The sequence below is a fragment of the Nocardia sp. NPDC006630 genome (assembly GCF_040611495.1).
In the GTDB taxonomy this organism is placed as follows: Bacteria; Actinomycetota; Actinomycetes; order Mycobacteriales; family Mycobacteriaceae; genus Nocardia.
Genome location: NZ_JBEXOK010000004.1, coordinates 153,928 through 169,244, shown reverse-complemented (window position 1 = coordinate 169,244; position 15,317 = coordinate 153,928). Strand labels below are relative to the sequence as shown.

The window sequence follows — 15,317 nt, the reverse complement described above, 5'->3', positions numbered from 1 at the left end:
TTCCCGACTCGGCATGATGACAACCATGCCGCCGCATCAGCCGACCCGCGAACCGTCCACCGACAGCCCCGCCCGCCTGCGCCCGACGGTGCTGGAGGGCAAGCACGTCCGCCTCGAGCCGCTGGGTCCCGAGCACCACGACGGCCTGTGTGCGGCCTTCAGCGACGGCAAGCTCTGGGAACTGGCGGTGACACTGGTTCCGCAGCCCGAGGGCGTCGGCGCTTTCATCGAAGATGCCCTGGCCGCAAGGGAAGCCGGAACCCAACTGCCATTCGCGACCATCGACCTCGCCTCCGGCAAGGTCGCCGGAACCACCCGGTTCATGAATATCGTTCTCCCCCACCGGCGAGCGGAGATCGGGGCCACCTTCATCGGCAAGTCCTGGCAGCGCACACCCGTCAATACCGAAGCCAAACTCCTGATGCTCACCCACGCCTTCGACGTCGAAGCCCTGAACCGCATCGAATTCCTCACCGACGCGCGCAACGAAACCTCACGAGCCGCAATCGCCCGCCTGGGAGCCACCCAGGAGGGAATCCTGCGCAGCCACATGGTGATGCGCGACGGCTGGATCCGCGATTCGGTGCTTTTCAGCATCACCGCCACCGAATGGCCCACTCTCAAACCCCGCCTGGCCGACCGACTCACCGAACGACCCAGCTCCGAGTGACCGATTCCGACCTCGGTTACGAAGCCTGCCGACCGCTGGAACGGAAGTCGACCAGGCAGTCGGAACGCCGACCCCATGCCTCGGGCTGTCCGCTGGCGTGACCATGCGACTTCGATCACCCACCGAGCAGCGCTCACGTTTGCCCGAAAATTGCCATCGGCCCAGCTGAGAGCATGGGCGAGCAATGGTCGAGCCGACCGGCCAGCGGCACCCACCGATGAACGTCGCGTATGTCCGAATTCTCCTGGGCAGGGCAGCTGTTTACGCTGGCCTGCGCAACGGCGAGCGGGACTGGAGAACGGGTGGATCAGGCGGGCGCGATACAGGTGACGCTGCTGAACGGCGTCGAGGTGCGTCGGGCCGGGCAGTCGTTACCCCTGGGTCCGCCGCAGCGACGCGCGGTGCTGTGTGCGCTGGCCCTGCAGCGCAGGCACTGGGTCTCGCCGGCGCGGTTGCTGGACAGCCTCTATGACGAGGCGCCGCCCGCCAGTGGCATCGGCGTGATTCAGACGTACATCTCCGCACTGCGCCGTGTTCTCGAACCGGAGCGTGCGCCGCGGACACCGCCGGCCCTGCTGCTGTCCGGGCACGGCGGCTATCAACTGCGGATCGATGACGAGCAGATCGATGTCGGAGTATTCGACCGCCTGGTCGCCGATGCGGCGCAGGCCCGGCGCAGCGCTGAATGGGAACGCGCCGAACGGTTTTACTCCGAGGCCCTGGCGTTGTATTCGGGTGAGCCACTGGCCGGCGTGCCGGGACCTTTCGCCGAGATGCAGCGCGTGGCGCTGTCGGAGCGCCGGCTCGCGGTCCTCGAGGACAGTCTCGATCTCGCCGTGCTGTGCGGCCGGTTCGACGATGCCATCGATTCGCTGCGGGGGCTGACCGCACAGCACCCCCTGCGGGAACGGCCGCGCGCGGTACTGATGCGGGCGCTGTCGGAGCGTGGCCGTCGATCCGAAGCCCTGGACGTGTACCGCGACACCCGGCGGGTGCTCGTCGATCAGCTCGGTGTCGAACCGGGCGCGGAGCTGCGCCGGCTGCACGAACAGATTCTGACCGGAGCCGAGCCCGTCGACCGGCCGCGGCGGACCGTGACGGTCAAGGATATGAAAGAACCAGCGCCGGAGGATGATTCGGCGCTACCACTGGTCTTCGATCGCGAGCGCGAACTGGCCCGGATCGCCGCCTGCGTGCGCCGCGCCGCAGCCGGGGTGGGCGCCCTGGTGGTGATAACGGGCCGTCCGGGCCACGGCAAGACACAGCTGCTGAACGAGGTTGCGCGACAGCATCCTTCGGCACTGCGGATGGGTCTCACCGCGGCGGCGGGCAAGGAGGATCTGACAGGCCGGCTGCTGGAACGGCTCGATGACCATGACGGGGCCGACGATGACAAGGCACTGGCAGCTCGGCTGTACCGGGCTCTCGCCCGGAAGTCGGCCGCCCGGCCACTGCTGATACTGATCGACGACGCCACCCGGATGGACGACCGCTCGGCTCGGGTCATGGTGTCGGTCGCACCGCGGCTGCACGACCTGGCGGTGCTGATCGTCCTCACCCTCGACGAAAGATCCTGGGACAAGCAGTCTCTGGACCTGCACGGCCGGCTGGAGCCGCTCGCGGCGGCGGTGCTGCGACCGGGCGGGCTGAGCGCCGCCGGAATCGCCGGACTGTACGAGCGCCGGGTCGGCCTGCCGTGCCCGCCCGAGTTCGCCACGGACATCTTGCACGCCTCGGGCGAAATCCCTTTGGTGGCCGGCGCATTGATCACCGATCTGGCCACGCTCCGCATCACGACACGGGTCCCCGATCGGCTGCCGGAGGGGTGCTACTCCCGCGCCATTCAGCGCCAACTGAGCCGGTACTCGGCGGAAGGGGTGCGCACACTGCGTGCTCTCGCGGTTCTGCAGGAATTCCACCCGACCGTCGAGATTCTCGCGGCCGCCTGCGATGAGCCGGTCGCGGCAATGCGGCACCGCTGCGAATTGCTCGCAGCGCTCGGCCTGCTGGCGGTGGTGGATCCCCCGGAGTTCCGGCATCCCTTGATCGCCAATACGATTCGGTGGCTGTGCCCCGCGGAGGACGCGGCAGTCTTCCGCACAGCCGCCGCGGCGCGAGCTCGGGTGGCCGGATATCCGGCTCGGCAGGTGGCCGCCTACCTCGCAGAGCTGACCGGTGCCCAGTACGCGCAGTGGACCGTCGTCCTGACCGATGCCGCCGAAGAATGCCTGGGCCACACTATGATTCCCGAGGCCACGCACTGGCTGGAGGCGGCGCTGCGCATCTGCACACCGGACGCTCGCGACGATCTGCTGGTCCGGCTCGGGCAATTGGAGCTGTGGACCAATCCGGCCGCCGCCCGCGCCCACCTGGAGGAAGCGCTCGCCGGCCAGCGCGCCCGTAGCACCGCACCGACGGCACTGATCCCGCTGGCCTGGACCATGGCCGGGCGACGTGAGGCAGCGGCGGCAATGGCCCTCATGTCGGAGGTGATCACCGCGACCCAGGCTCGTGATCCCTTGGCCGCCAGCGCTGTTCGCAGCTCTCAGTGGATGGTTGCGGCATTGACTCCCGCGACCTGGCGGGACTACATCGCCGATCTGCGCGCCGCGCACAGCGACGATCGAATCACCGCCGCGGTACTCACCCTGGACGATTGCTTCAGCACCCGGATCGGTGCGCGCACAGCGCTGCACCGGCTGTCTCCGGAGCCGCTCGACCTCGACGCCGAGACGCTACCCAAACCCCTGCTCGGATTGTTCACCCATCTGACCATGTGGGCCGGCGACCTCACGACCGCCCTGCACCTCACCGAGCAGCGCAATGACCAGCATTTCGGCGCGATCGACACCTATCGTGTCATCGTCCGCTCGGAAATCCTGATCCGTGCGGGTGCGTACCAGCAGGTCCTGCGCGAGATCGGCCCCGTGATCGGTGCCATCGACGACGAATTGATCGCTCCCCCGGCAACACTGGTGGCACAGTACGCACACGCACTGCTGGGTCTGGGCCGTGTCGAGGAAGCCGCACAGTGGCTCGACCGCCGCACCACCCGCGCCAATCCCGAGACCTGGGAGTGGACGGTGATCACCCATATCCGGGCGAAGCTGAGCGCCGCACGCGGAGCCACGCGCGAGGCGGTCGCGCACTTCCTCGATTGCGGACGCCGCACTGCCGCAGTAGGAATCAGCAATCCGGCCCATATTCCCTGGCGCAGTTCGGCGGCCCTGGAACTGGTGCGCTCCGGCGACCGCGACCGGGCACGGGAACTGGCCGCCGCCGAATACGCGCTCGCACAGCGCTGGAATGCCCCGAGCACGCTCGGAAGATCCATGCGCGCAATGGCTCTGACAGCGCCGGGCGGTACGGACGTGCCGCTGCTCGAACGCGCCGTCGACCTGCTCCGCAGGGCCGAATCGCCCCTCGAACTGATTCCCGCGCTACTGGATCTCGCGCAGGCCTGCGGCGCGCCCGAGCGGGCGCGACAGCTGCTGCGGGAGGCCCGCATGCGCACCGAATCCATCGGCGCCGCAGGATATCTCGTCCCGATCGAAGATCTCCTGACCAGTCTCGACCCGGCGCCCGGCAGCGTACCCACCGGGCGCGGCGGATCGGACTGATCAGCGGTTCCGGGCAGCCTTCTCGATGAGGTCGGCGATCTCTCCGGGCTTGCTCAGCATGGAGGCGTGCCCGGCCGGCAGCGTGATGATCCGCTCGTCATCGGTGATCCGACCGGCCAGCTGCCGTTCCAGATCGGGGTGGATCATCGCATCGTTGCTCGACACCTGGTACCAGGTGTTGGCACGCAACTGTTCCCACGCCGGCACCTGATCGCCCGAACCCGCCAGCGCCAGCACCGAAGTCGGCTTCTGCACCGCGGCCAGCACCGCGCCTTCCTCAGCGGTGAGATCGGCGCAGAAGTCCTGGTGGAATCGGGACCGGTCGACGAGGAAGTCGGGGGTCTCGGCTGCACCGATATTGATCAGATCGGCGCCGCTGGGCAGTTCGACTCCGAACTCTTGATTGATCGCGAAGGCGGACTGCCCGGCCTCGGGCGCATAGGCGGCAACATAGACGAGCCCGGCAGCCTGCGCCTGTCCAGAGGCGGCCTGGCTGATCACCGCACCGCCGTAGGAGTGTCCGACCAGAATCGTCGGGCCGTCCAGCAGGTGGAGATCGCGCACAACGGTAGCCACATCGTCGGCGAAACTGCGCAGCGCCAGCTGGCTGGCCACCACCTTGCCGAATCCGTCGGCCTGCAGGATCTCGATCACCTTGCGCCAGCTGGAGCCATCGGCCCAGGCACCGTGGACGAGGAGGACATTCGGCAGTTCATGAGCATTGGTCATGTGGAGAACCCTCCGGCCACGACTCAACGTCCACTGAACATCCGCCGAACGCCCAGCTCAGCGGCAACAAGCTAGCTCTCGACCGCCTTCGCGCGGCGAATCCGCCGGTGCCCGGCCCGTTCCGCGAGTGCGGTGCGCAGGCCGCGACGGCCCGCGGGCGCATCGACGGCGGTTGCCGGGTGCGGGCCGAACTTGCGTTCGGAGGAGGTCTCGGGGGCGTCGTCGGAGGTGGCGAGAAGCATGCTGTCGGGCAGCGCCAGTTTGTGGATGGTGCGCAGGGTCAGCAGGTACTGCCGGGGTAGTGAGCCGGTGGTGTAGGGCAGGTCGTATTTGTCGCACAGGGCCCGCACTCGGACGGCGATCTCGGCGTAGCGATTGCTGGGCAGGTCGGGGAACAGGTGGTGTTCGATCTGATGCGACAGGTGTCCGCTCATGAACCCGAGCACCGGGCCCGCGTCGAAGTTCGCGGTGCCGAGCATCTGCCGCAGATACCACTCCGGCTTGGTCTCGTCCTCGATCGCCTCGGGCGTGAATTTCTCTGCGCCATCGGGGAAGTGGCCGCAGAAGATGACCACATAGGCCCATAGGTTGCGCAATACATTGGCGGAGATATCGGCGGTGAGGGTGCGCCGCCAGTGCCGCCCGCTCAGCACCGGGAAGAGCAGATAGTCCTTACCGGCCTGCCGCACGATCTTGCCGAGGAAAGCCTTGGTCTGAGCGGACTTCTCGGCGTCGTCGGCCGCGCGCTCGTGTTCGGAGTACAGACCGTGCAGGGCGATACCCCACTCGAATGTGGCCGCCAGCAACAGGTTTTGCAGCGGCTGCAGCAGCGACCGCGGATGCCACTGCTGATCGCGGGTGATCCGGATGACGCCGAAACCGATATCGTCGTCGATGCCGATGACGTTCGTGAACACGTGATGGCGATAGTTGTGCGAATAGCGCCACTGCGCGGAGACGCCGGCCATATCCCATTCCCAAGTGCTGGAATGGATTTCGGGATCATTCATCCAATCCCATTGGCCGTGGCAGACATTGTGCCCGATCTCCATGTTCTCGATGCTCTTGGCCGTCGCCAGCGCTGCAGTCCCCAGCAGCCAGCCGCGCTTGGTACTGCTGCAGGCGATGACCAGGCGGGCCGTCAGATCGAGAATGCGCTGAAAGCCGATCGTGCGCCGGATGTAGGCGGCGTCTTTCGTACCGCGCCGCTCCTCGATATCACGACGAATCGCATCGAGCTCCAGCCCGAACGCCTCGACGTCCTCCGGGCTCAAATGCGCGTAAACAGCGACCTGCGTGATTGCCATTCGTCGTATCCTCGAATTCCTGAGCTCGCCTCGGACAGATCGACAATCCGGCGGCGATGCCAGCGTCACCCCAGCGTAACCCTAATCTACAATGCGTGTCTACAGCGTAGAGTTACGTCGTAGGCAGAGGTTTTTTCTCCAATCGGGAGGGCGCTCACGATGAACCGGATCAGAGCCGGACCGCCCGGTCCTCCGGACCCTGCGGCAGCTCGCCCCGACCGCGAGAGGGCCGGGATCAAACCGCTGACCCGGACCGTGATGCTGACGGCCGCGCTGGAGATCATCGACCGCGACAGCATCGACCGCCTGTCGATGCGACGCCTCGGCCAGGCTCTCGACCGGGATCCGATGGTGCTCTACCGGCACGCCGCGAACAAGGCGGCGCTGTTGGACGGGGTCGTCGAGCTCGTGCTCGAGCAGCTCACGGTCGACACCACCGACCCCGACTGGCGTCGGCAATTGCGCAGGATCGCGCGCGACTTCCGCAGACTCGCCGTCGCCCACCCGAATACGGTGCCGCTCTTGGTGACTCACCCCCTCGCGACCCCATTCGCACTACGGCCGCTGGGCACCCTGCGACCGGTGGAACACATCCTCGAACTGCTCACCAGCGCCGACTTCAGCAGTGCGGACGCCCTGGCCATCTACCGCGCCCTGTTCGGATTCCTGCACGGCCACATCCTCACCGAACTCCAGGAAATCGTCGAACGCCCCGAGGAAGCCACCGACCTGTTGCGATTGGGCCTGCAGCGCCTGCCCATCGGCGAGTTCCCGCTGCTGCGCGGCCTCGCTTCTGAGCTGGCGAACTACGACGGCGCGACGGAACTCGAACGCGGGCTCGACATTCTGCTCGCCGGCCTCACCACCACCATGTCAGTTTCCGAGGAAGGAGCATCGATCATGGCCCAGGACCCGATCACCGGAGCGAATCGGCAGGCAGCGCCGGCGCACCCGCCGCGGCCCGCACTCGACGCCGAAACCATTGCGGCACAGCATCGCTGGGATTCCGAAGGCGGAGCGGTGGCGCGAGTCAGCGCTGCGGACCGGACAGTGTCGCGCTGAGTCCGGTCAGCAGGATATCGAGACCGCGCTCGAGCTCGGCCTCACCGTCGTAGGCCGCCAGCACCGGGGCCAGTTCCCGCACCAGCGGGAACTCCTCGATCGGCAGCCGGTAGAGGCCGAGCCGCAATACCTCGTCGGTCTCCTCCGGACGCTCCACGACTTCCTGGAGCTCGTTGAGCACATGGCCGTAGAGGAAGCCGAAGAGCGCACGATAGATGTGCAGCGCCTCCGCACCGGAGAACCCGGCGTTGGTGAGCAGGTCGAGAATGTCTTCGAGCGGACGCACCACGGCCTTGGGCCGCAATCCCAGCGGCGTGGCCAGCGGCCGGGTCACCAGCACCGGGACCACCCGCGGATGAGCCAGCGCCAGTTGCCGGAAGTCGCGGGCCACCACGCGTAGTCGAGCGGCCCAGTCGGTGTCGGTGGCATCGACGGTCAGTTGTGCGAATACGATCTCGGCAACACCGTCCAGCACCGCTGCCTTGTTCGGCACATGCCGATAGATCACCATGGGATCGCGGCCCACCGCCTCGGCCAGCCGGCGCATCGACAGGCCGTCGACCCCGTCGCGATCGACGATCTCGAGTGCGGCGGCCAGCACCACGGCCCGAGTGATCGGACTTTCGCCGCGAGCGGATCGTGAACTATCGCGGTCAGCCATGCGGAAGGTCCTCCGTTCCCCATCGGAATCTCCGACTTGAACGAGTGTAGACCTACGCTGTTGACGTCCCGGGGATGTCTGCGGCCGTTGGCTCCCCGCCCGCCAACGGCCGCGATTGCGGTGTGGGCACCGGCCGGACCGGCGCCCTCCTGCACCCTGCACGATTCCCCATCGGGCGCGGCGAGTCTGTCGGACGTTCGACGGACAGCGGCGGGCGAGCGGCCGTGCCATGCTCGTTCCCGGCAGGTCCGGTACCTTGACCGGGTGTTACGCGACGCCGATCCGACCCGCGCAGGCGTCGCGCAGGAGGCCATGTGGCTCGCCATCCGCTTCCGGCACGTCTGCTGTCTGCTTCTCACGGTGGTGCACCTGGCGAGCGGAGCGCCGAGCACACAGCCGGGTACCGCGGTGACGGTGCTGCTGGCGGTGTGGTCCGCGATGCGGCTGTGGGGCCATCGCATCGGACCCTGGTGGACCGCGGCCGATGTCGCGGTGGTGTCGATCTACCTGCTCGGCACGGTCAGCGTCGCGGCCTCCGGTGTGGCCACCGACAACCTCATCGACGTGAAAGTTGTGGCGGCAACGGTGATCTCGGTCGGCATGGCGGAGCGGGTGCGGGTATCGGCGGCGGTGACCGCGCTGATCCTGCTGCTGCTCTACCATGCCAACCGTTTCACGCCCGGTCTGACGCCGATCAGCTTCCTCACCGATCTGGCGGTCGCCTATCTGCTGGTGGAGTGGCTGCTCGCGATCGGGCAGCGCCGGCTGATGCTGCATGCCGCCACCGTGCACGATCACACCGTCACGGCCGCAGCCGATTCGCGCATCGCGAGCGATGTCGCCGCGGCCCGCCGCCGCTACGAACGCGAACAGTGGGCGGTCATGCACGACACCGCTGCCGCCACCCTGCTGATGGTCGGCCAGGGCGCGGCCGCCGATCCGGAGCGCATCGCCCGGCAGGCGGCGCGCGACCTCACCGTCCTGGAGGCCGGAATACCCACGCCCGGTGATGATTCCAGCGTCGATCTCGCCGAACTGCTGCGCAAGCTGACCGCCGAATGCGCGACACCGGTCACGCTCCGGTGCGGCGGCCCGCTGCCCACTCCGAGCACGCCGGCCTGGACCGTCACCGCCGCCGCACGGGAGGCGCTCACCAATATCGACCGGCACGCCCGGGCGAAAGCCGTTGTCATCACGGCCGAACCGGGGCACATAGTCATCACCGACGACGGCATCGGATTCGACCATCGGCCCGGGAACGAGCACTACGGCATCCGCAATTCGATCGTCGCGCGACTGCGCGCCACCGGCGGCGCCGCCGAGGTCACCAGTGCCGTCGGGCGGGGCACCGAAATCAGGCTCAGCTGGCCTGCCACCGAACCCGTTGCCACCGCAGATGATTCGTTCGACGAGCCGGCCGCCTCGGCGGGTGTCGACCGGCTCGGCCGCAGCTTCGGCTACGGAATCGTAGGCATCGCCGTCGCCGATACGCTGCTGCAATCGGTGCTGACCGAGGCGGCTCCGGCCCCGCCCGCCGCGATCAACGCACTGCTGGTCGCCGTGAATGTCGCGTGCGCACTGGCCGCCCTGGCGCCGCGGCGACGGGAGCGCACCACCTTGGCGCTGATGACCGCCGCGGTCGCGGGATCGCTCGCACTCACCGCGCTGCTGCCCGCGGGTGATGTGCTGGCCGGTGCGAACTGGTCCATCGGCGCCTCCGGCTGGGCGGTGGTCGCGCTCGGCTTCCGGTTGCGGCCGCTGATTTCGCTGTCGGCACTGAGCATCTGGTGGGTGCTGGTGTGCGGGCTGGTGCTGGCACGGCTTCCCGGGTGGAGTACCGCCACCGTGCTGGGATATCACACCGCGGCCATCTTCTTCCTGCAGATTTTTGTCGCCTGGTTCGCCGCCACCCTGAATCGGGTGGCGCGCTCGGCGGCCGGACTGCACCGGGAGCGCCTGCGCGATCGCAGCGTCGAGGCGGTCGCGCGCATGACCGAACTGGAATGCCGCCGCCGCTACGAACAGTTGCTGAGCGAGCTCACGCCGCTGCTGCGCGGCCTCGCGGACGGCACCCTGGCGCCGGACGATCCGGCCGTGCGCGCCACCGCACGCACCGAATACGCCCGGCTGCGCCGCTTGTTCACCCAGGGCGACGGCGTCGGCCATCCCCTGCTCGCGGATCTGCGCTCCGGTATCGACGATGCCGAGCGGCGCGGGGTGGCGGTGACCGTGGAATCCGCACCGGCGGATCGGGAGCTGCCCGACGAGGTCCGCGGCCACCTGGTCGCTGCCACCCGAATGATGTTGGATGCCAGTCGATCCCGCGCACGTGTGGTGGTGACCGCCGATGCCGCCGGCTGCACCGTCAGCACGCTCGGCGACTGCCCGCCGGAAACACTCCACCGCCTCAGTGGCATGTCCGCGACCGCGGTGGACACCCAGCTGGTCACCACCGGTGAACTGCTCTGGGCGCGAATGCATCACCGTTTCGACACCGAAGGAGCCGCCCGATGATCCGGATCGCCATCATCGATGACCATCCGCTGATCTGCGACGGCGTGCGGGGCTGGTGCGCCGCGGCGGAGCCGCCGATCGCGGTGGCCGACGATTATCCGCAGCCCGCCGCATTTCTGACGGCCACCGGGCCGGATCGCGGCGAGCTGGACGCCGTTGTCCTCGATCTCCAATTCGACCAGCGCGCACCGGATCTCGGTGCGCTGGGGGCGATCTGCGAACGCGGCCACCGGGTCGTGGTCTACTCCCAGCACACCGAACCGCATCTGGTCCGGGACTGCCTCGATCTCGGCGCAGTCACCTATCTGTCGAAAACCGAAGGCCGCGAACACCTCATCACTGCCCTGCATGCGGCGGCCGAGGTGCGGCCGTATCTGAGCCCGACCATGGCCCGCGCCATGAGCACCGATGGCGACGACCGGCCGAAGCTCTCACAGCGGGAACGCGAAGTACTGCTGGCCTGGTTCCAGACCGAATCCAAAGCTCTTGTCGCCCAACAGCTTTTCATTACCCCGGGTACGGTCAACACCTATCTGGAACGCATTCGCGCCAAGTACGCCGCGGTGGGTCGGTCCGCGCCGACGAAGGCCGCGCTGGTCGCCCGGGCCATTCGTGACGGACTGATCAGTACGGACGAGCTGTAGGACCCACCCTGCCAGGGTTCTCACGGTGAGTGCGGAGCAAGCTGGCAGTCGGCGTTCAGCAACCTCCCACCGGCGCTGGATAGCGTTGCGCTCATGACACACTCGACCCCCTCGGGGAGCCCCGCCGAACCGGTCAACCAGCCGCGCAACGGCCGCCGCAAGACCCTCATCGTCGGCGGCGCCGGCCTGGCGATCATCGGCGCGGTGACCCTGACCGCCTGCGGCTCGTCCGGCAGCAATAGCGCCGCACCCGCCCCGTCCTCGTCCACCAGCTCGACCAAGACGCCGGGCGGGCATCGCGGCGACGGCATCGCCGGCGCCATCGCCACCGAGAATGCGAGCACCTGGACGGTGACCAAGCGCGACGGCGGCACCGAGACCGTCACCATCACCCCCACCACGGTATTCGGCAATAAGATGAAGCCCGAGACCCAGCAGCAGTTCGCGGTCGGCGATCAAGTCATGATCGAGGGGCAGGTCTCCGGCGACACCATCACCGCCACCCATATCGCCGCGGCGCGCACGCGCACCAATCCGTCGACTCCGGCCACCACCCCCGTGCCCGGCTAGGCCGCAACTCCTAACTCTCATTGATTCGTGCGGCGGCGGGCGGCACACCGCCCGTCGCGTCGGCATCGAACTCAGTACACCCGCAGCCCGCGTCGGCGCACGATGTACAGCGCGATCACGGTGCCGAGCACCCAGACGGCGAGCCCGACGAGTGCGTGCAGATCGGCACGCAGCCAAGGACTTACGTGATGCCCGAGGTGGAACAGCACCTCGCGCTGGGTCCCGTCGATCGGGGCCACCAGGTAGTACAGGCCGTACGGCAGGGCCAGGTGCAGAATCCAGCCGGCCGTGCGCCAGGAGAACCGTTCCCGCCAGCGCTGGGCCAGTGTCAGGGGTGGCACCGCCAGCAGGACCGACACGATATTGCCGATGCCGAGCCACGCCAGGATCGGTAGCGCCACCTCCGGCAGCGTCAACTCCAGCGATTTCGGCCGCTGGTCGGCGATGGTGAAGATCGCGGTCAGGGCCAGCGTCGGCAGGCCCACGATGACCAGCAGCGCCAAATTCTTGATCAGCAGAATCCGGCGCAGCGGTGTCCCCTGCGCGGTGCTCAGCTGCACCCGGTGCGCATCGACGCCGAGCACATTGGTGGTGGTGACATCGGCCAGGATGAAGGTGGCGAAGTAGGTGCCGACCAGGATCACCATCCCGTGCCGGTGCGTGGTGCTGCCCGCCAGCGGTGAAATGAGCAGATACAGCAGCGACAGCACGATATTGGCGGCAAGACCTTCGAGCCAGTGCCGCGAACCGGTGAACGACCACCGCACCTCGTCGGCGACCGATCGCCACAGTCCGTGGCCCGGCTCAAGCGAGGGCGGCACCGGACCGGAACCGTAATCGGAGTTCAGGTACTTCTGAATGCGCGCGTGCACGCCGACCCGCGCTTCATCAACGGTCGTGCGCACCGGATCCGTCCAACGATTCGACAAGGCACCTATTTCGACTGCGGCGATCACGGGTATTCGCCACGCCGGGTGCAGGACAACCCCGGCGTGGCGAGCTTCCGCCGAGAATACGGCAGCAAGCTGAACCCGCACTCAGCCCTGCATCGTCGAGACCCCCGCCGGCGGCGCCCTCAGGAAAGATGCCGCCCCGCCGTTGCGCTGCACGTCGTACACACCGCCGAGCAGGGAGAAGTTGCGCGAGAACGACGCATTGCAGATCGTGCCGGTGCTGAAGGGGCTGAAGTTCAGTCGATCCGAACCCTCCGCGTCCTGCGGCCGGTCGGACACCAACTGCGTTGTGGTCGTTCTTCAGCCACCGATCGAACCAGGCCGGCTGGATCGCTGTTTTCAGCTTGCGGACAGTCCGTAATTCACGAGATACGCGATCTCATCACAGATTTCGTCGAGAGTGATCTCGGCGCCCGGATCAGTCGTCTGCACCAGCTCCTGGGCCAGTGAATTGACCGCACCGATAATGGCCAGCGCGAACAGGTCGAACCGCCGCGCGGATATCTCACCGCGCGCGGCCGACTGCTCGGCCTCCCGCGCCAGCATTCCGGAGATGAGCAGGCGCTTTTCCCGCCGCCAATCCTCCACCGCGGAGCTGACTCCGATCACTTCGACATAGCAGACCTTCGCCGAGCGCCGGTCGTGACAGGTGACCTCGAGGTAGGCGCGAACGCATTCCGCGACCTGAACCGTCAGCGGTTGATCACGCACATTCGCCAGCACTTCCAATGCCCGCTGGACCGCTCGCGAAGTGATCTGATCGACCAGTGCGATCAATAGTGCTTCGCGACTTCCCATTTCCTCGTAGAAGCTGCGGGTGGAAATACCGCCTTCGGTGCACAACCGCTCGATCGGGGACGCCGCATAACCCTGGGTGCCGAATAATTCCAGCGCTGCCTCGAGCAGTCGTTCCCGCCGCTGCGCCGCCCGCTCCTCGCTGGACAGGCCACCATAACTGCGGCGAGTACCCGCGTCGTCCCGCTGTCGCGCCATTGGCTGATCCTACCCAGGCATTGACATCACCCACCCCGTCATCTCGGCCTGCTTTGACTGGGATGACGAGGGGATTCCCGAGAGCCGACCTAACCGGTGCGCCCGATGGCCTGCCCGGCCAACGCCTGCGCCATGGGCGGCAGGATCTCCGAGAGCGCCTGCGCGAACTGCGGATCCGTCACCGTGGTGGTCGGACTGGTGATCGAACAGCCCGCGGGCGCGGCAACACCATTGAGCCGATCCCGCAGCCAATCGAACGCCCCCGGCAGGTGCGTGAGCACACCGGAGATGTGCTCGGCGGCGAATTCCCGCACGTAGGTGACGCTGGGAGCGCCTTCGGCGCAGTACTTGTCGATGATCGCGTCGGTGCCGCCGATGGGAATCAGCTCGTCGTTCTGCGCGTGATAGAAGTAGATCGGCACCGTCGGAGTGCGCTGTCCCAGCGTATTGTCCGCGATCGCCTCCCGGATCTCGGGCAGTTGCAAGGGATCCGCGCCCTGGAACGTGCCCAGGTAGTTGAATCCGGGGAACAGGGCCGCACCCTCCGGATGGCACAGCACCTTCTTCGACGCCAGCACGAACTGGCCGAGCAGATCGACGCGTTCGGTCAGCACCCGCTGCATATCCGGATATTCGGTGGCGATCCCTGCGAAGGCGGCCGAGATGAGGCCCGCGTAGACGCCATTGTTATTGTGCCGCACCACTGTTGCGAAGTCGGCCGGGGCCACGCCGCCGGAAGCCGCGCCGACGATATTCAACTCCGGCGCGTAGCTGTCCTTGATCTCCGGGACGAACGAGCTGGGAATGGTGCCGCCGGAGTATCCCCACAGCGCGGCCGGAGTGCTCGGACCGCTCAGCTGCGCGGGTTCGAAATTCTCCGCGGCGCGAATGCCGTTGAGGGTGGCCTGCGCGTTCATCCGGGATGCGCCGTAGGCCGAATTCGGACCCTCGTAGTCCGGCAGTGCGACGGTCCAGCCCTGGCCGACACCCGCGGCAATGGGGATGAGGGTCTCGGCGGCATTGACGTAATCGGCCGGAATCGCACCGGATTGGATCACATACGACGGCGCGCAATACTGCGCCGCGCTGTCCTCGGCGATCTGATAGGACAGCAGTTTGCGCCCGCCCTCCGGTGCGGAACCGCGCGGTCGCAGAATCATGGTGACCGTGGAAATGGGCTCACCATGGCTATCGGTGGTCCGGTAAAGCAGTTGCCACGCATCGATATTCAGCTGCAATACACCGAAGAACGCCGGATTGATCGACCGCACCCGCAGAATTTCGCCGGGTTGCGCCGCCGCGACCACGCCCGCCGCCGGTCGATAGAAGTCGTCCAATTCCGGTGGCAGCGTGAGCGCGGGCGCCGGTTCAATTCGAATATCGGCCGGTTGCACCTCCGGCGTCGCCGCCGTCGAACCGAAACCGGTCCACGCTCCCGCTATCGCCATGACAGCCACGACCAAGACGCGCCCACCTTTGCGCACGTTCATGATTCCGCCCTCCTACCCTTATTGGTAAGAGATCTTTTCAGATGGTCCGCAGACTGTCCAACCCGTCAGATGAAGCATGAAAATTTGGCGGAAACTGCTGTGCG

General features: G+C 67.3%; 12 protein-coding genes and 1 pseudogene. 6 read left to right on the top strand and 7 right to left on the bottom strand.

Annotation, left to right across the window (positions count from 1 at the left end; translation table 11 throughout):
- The first annotated feature begins 13 nt into the window (after positions 1-13).
- Together ABZX86_RS12520 and ABZX86_RS12515 are read left to right on the top strand one after the other, a co-directional pair.
- Positions 14-670: a GNAT family protein gene (locus ABZX86_RS12520; RefSeq protein WP_355122909.1), complete on the top strand. Its 657-nt coding sequence runs from the start codon at positions 14-16 to the stop codon at positions 668-670.
- A gap of 302 nt (positions 671-972) precedes the next feature.
- Positions 973-4,290: a BTAD domain-containing putative transcriptional regulator gene (locus ABZX86_RS12515; RefSeq protein ID WP_355122907.1), complete on the top strand. Its 3,318-nt coding sequence runs from the start codon at positions 973-975 to the stop codon at positions 4,288-4,290.
- Here ABZX86_RS12515 and ABZX86_RS12510 read toward each other — a convergent pair whose 3' ends face one another.
- Together ABZX86_RS12510 and ABZX86_RS12505 are read right to left on the bottom strand one after the other, a co-directional pair.
- Positions 4,291-5,019, bottom strand: a complete 729-nt coding sequence (locus tag ABZX86_RS12510; RefSeq protein WP_355122905.1) for an alpha/beta hydrolase — start codon at positions 5,017-5,019, stop codon at positions 4,291-4,293.
- A gap of 71 nt (positions 5,020-5,090) precedes the next feature.
- Positions 5,091-6,326, bottom strand: a complete 1,236-nt coding sequence (locus ABZX86_RS12505) for an acyl-CoA desaturase (protein WP_355122904.1) — start codon at positions 6,324-6,326, stop codon at positions 5,091-5,093.
- Positions 6,327-6,584: 258 nt separating this feature from the next.
- Here ABZX86_RS12505 and ABZX86_RS12500 point away from each other — a divergent pair.
- A pseudogene (locus tag ABZX86_RS12500) lies at positions 6,585-7,202 on the top strand (TetR/AcrR family transcriptional regulator C-terminal domain-containing protein); the annotation flags it as partial.
- A gap of 154 nt (positions 7,203-7,356) precedes the next feature.
- On the opposite strand, the gene ABZX86_RS12495 reads toward ABZX86_RS12500, so the two are convergent.
- Positions 7,357-8,049 carry a TetR/AcrR family transcriptional regulator C-terminal domain-containing protein gene (locus ABZX86_RS12495; RefSeq protein ID WP_355122902.1) on the bottom strand — a complete coding sequence of 231 codons (693 nt, stop codon included), beginning with the start codon at positions 8,047-8,049 and terminating at the stop codon, positions 7,357-7,359.
- A gap of 264 nt (positions 8,050-8,313) precedes the next feature.
- Between ABZX86_RS12495 and ABZX86_RS12490 the strand changes: the two genes are divergently transcribed.
- The 3 genes from ABZX86_RS12490 (at position 8,314) to ABZX86_RS12480 (ending at position 11,777) form a co-directional block, all read left to right on the top strand.
- Positions 8,314-10,563 carry a hypothetical protein gene (locus ABZX86_RS12490; protein ID WP_355122900.1) on the top strand — a complete coding sequence of 750 codons (2,250 nt, stop codon included), beginning with the start codon at positions 8,314-8,316 and terminating at the stop codon, positions 10,561-10,563.
- Entirely contained in the window at positions 10,560-11,207 is a 648-nt protein-coding gene (locus ABZX86_RS12485) for a response regulator transcription factor (RefSeq protein ID WP_355122898.1), read from the top strand. The genes ABZX86_RS12490 and ABZX86_RS12485 overlap by 4 nt, the downstream gene beginning before the upstream one ends.
- A 93-nt stretch (positions 11,208-11,300) precedes the next feature.
- Positions 11,301-11,777 carry a DUF5666 domain-containing protein gene (locus tag ABZX86_RS12480; protein WP_355122896.1) on the top strand — a complete coding sequence of 159 codons (477 nt, stop codon included), beginning with the start codon at positions 11,301-11,303 and terminating at the stop codon, positions 11,775-11,777.
- Positions 11,778-11,848: 71 nt separating this feature from the next.
- On the opposite strand, the gene ABZX86_RS12475 is transcribed toward ABZX86_RS12480, so the two are convergent.
- The 4 genes from ABZX86_RS12475 to ABZX86_RS12460 all read right to left on the bottom strand — a co-directional run bounded on the left by ABZX86_RS12475 (position 11,849) and on the right by ABZX86_RS12460 (position 15,213).
- Entirely contained in the window at positions 11,849-12,682 is an 834-nt protein-coding gene (locus tag ABZX86_RS12475; protein WP_355122894.1) for a hypothetical protein, read from the bottom strand.
- 132 nt (positions 12,683-12,814) lie between these two features.
- Positions 12,815-13,009 carry a hypothetical protein gene (locus tag ABZX86_RS12470; protein ID WP_355122892.1) on the bottom strand — a complete coding sequence of 65 codons (195 nt, stop codon included), beginning with the start codon at positions 13,007-13,009 and terminating at the stop codon, positions 12,815-12,817.
- 60 nt (positions 13,010-13,069) lie between these two features.
- Positions 13,070-13,723: a TetR/AcrR family transcriptional regulator gene (locus ABZX86_RS12465; protein ID WP_355122890.1), complete on the bottom strand. Its 654-nt coding sequence runs from the start codon at positions 13,721-13,723 to the stop codon at positions 13,070-13,072.
- 89 nt (positions 13,724-13,812) lie between these two features.
- Positions 13,813-15,213 (bottom strand): lipase family protein, encoded by a 1,401-nt coding sequence (locus tag ABZX86_RS12460; RefSeq protein WP_355122888.1) that lies wholly within the window; start codon positions 15,211-15,213, stop codon positions 13,813-13,815.
- Positions 15,214-15,317 lie beyond the last annotated feature (104 nt).

Coding starts and splice junctions, on each gene's coding strand:
- ABZX86_RS12480 (WP_355122896.1), top strand. CDS start 11,301: ATGACACACTCGACCCCCTCGGGGAGCCCCGCCGAACCGGTCAACCAG.
- ABZX86_RS12520 (WP_355122909.1), top strand. CDS start 14: ATGATGACAACCATGCCGCCGCATCAGCCGACCCGCGAACCGTCCACC.
- ABZX86_RS12465 (WP_355122890.1), bottom strand. CDS start 13,723: ATGGCGCGACAGCGGGACGACGCGGGTACTCGCCGCAGTTATGGTGGC.
- ABZX86_RS12510 (WP_355122905.1), bottom strand. CDS start 5,019: ATGACCAATGCTCATGAACTGCCGAATGTCCTCCTCGTCCACGGTGCC.
- ABZX86_RS12485 (WP_355122898.1), top strand. CDS start 10,560: ATGATCCGGATCGCCATCATCGATGACCATCCGCTGATCTGCGACGGC.
- ABZX86_RS12495 (WP_355122902.1), bottom strand. CDS start 8,049: ATGGCTGACCGCGATAGTTCACGATCCGCTCGCGGCGAAAGTCCGATC.
- ABZX86_RS12505 (WP_355122904.1), bottom strand. CDS start 6,326: ATGGCAATCACGCAGGTCGCTGTTTACGCGCATTTGAGCCCGGAGGAC.
- ABZX86_RS12460 (WP_355122888.1), bottom strand. CDS start 15,213: ATGAACGTGCGCAAAGGTGGGCGCGTCTTGGTCGTGGCTGTCATGGCG.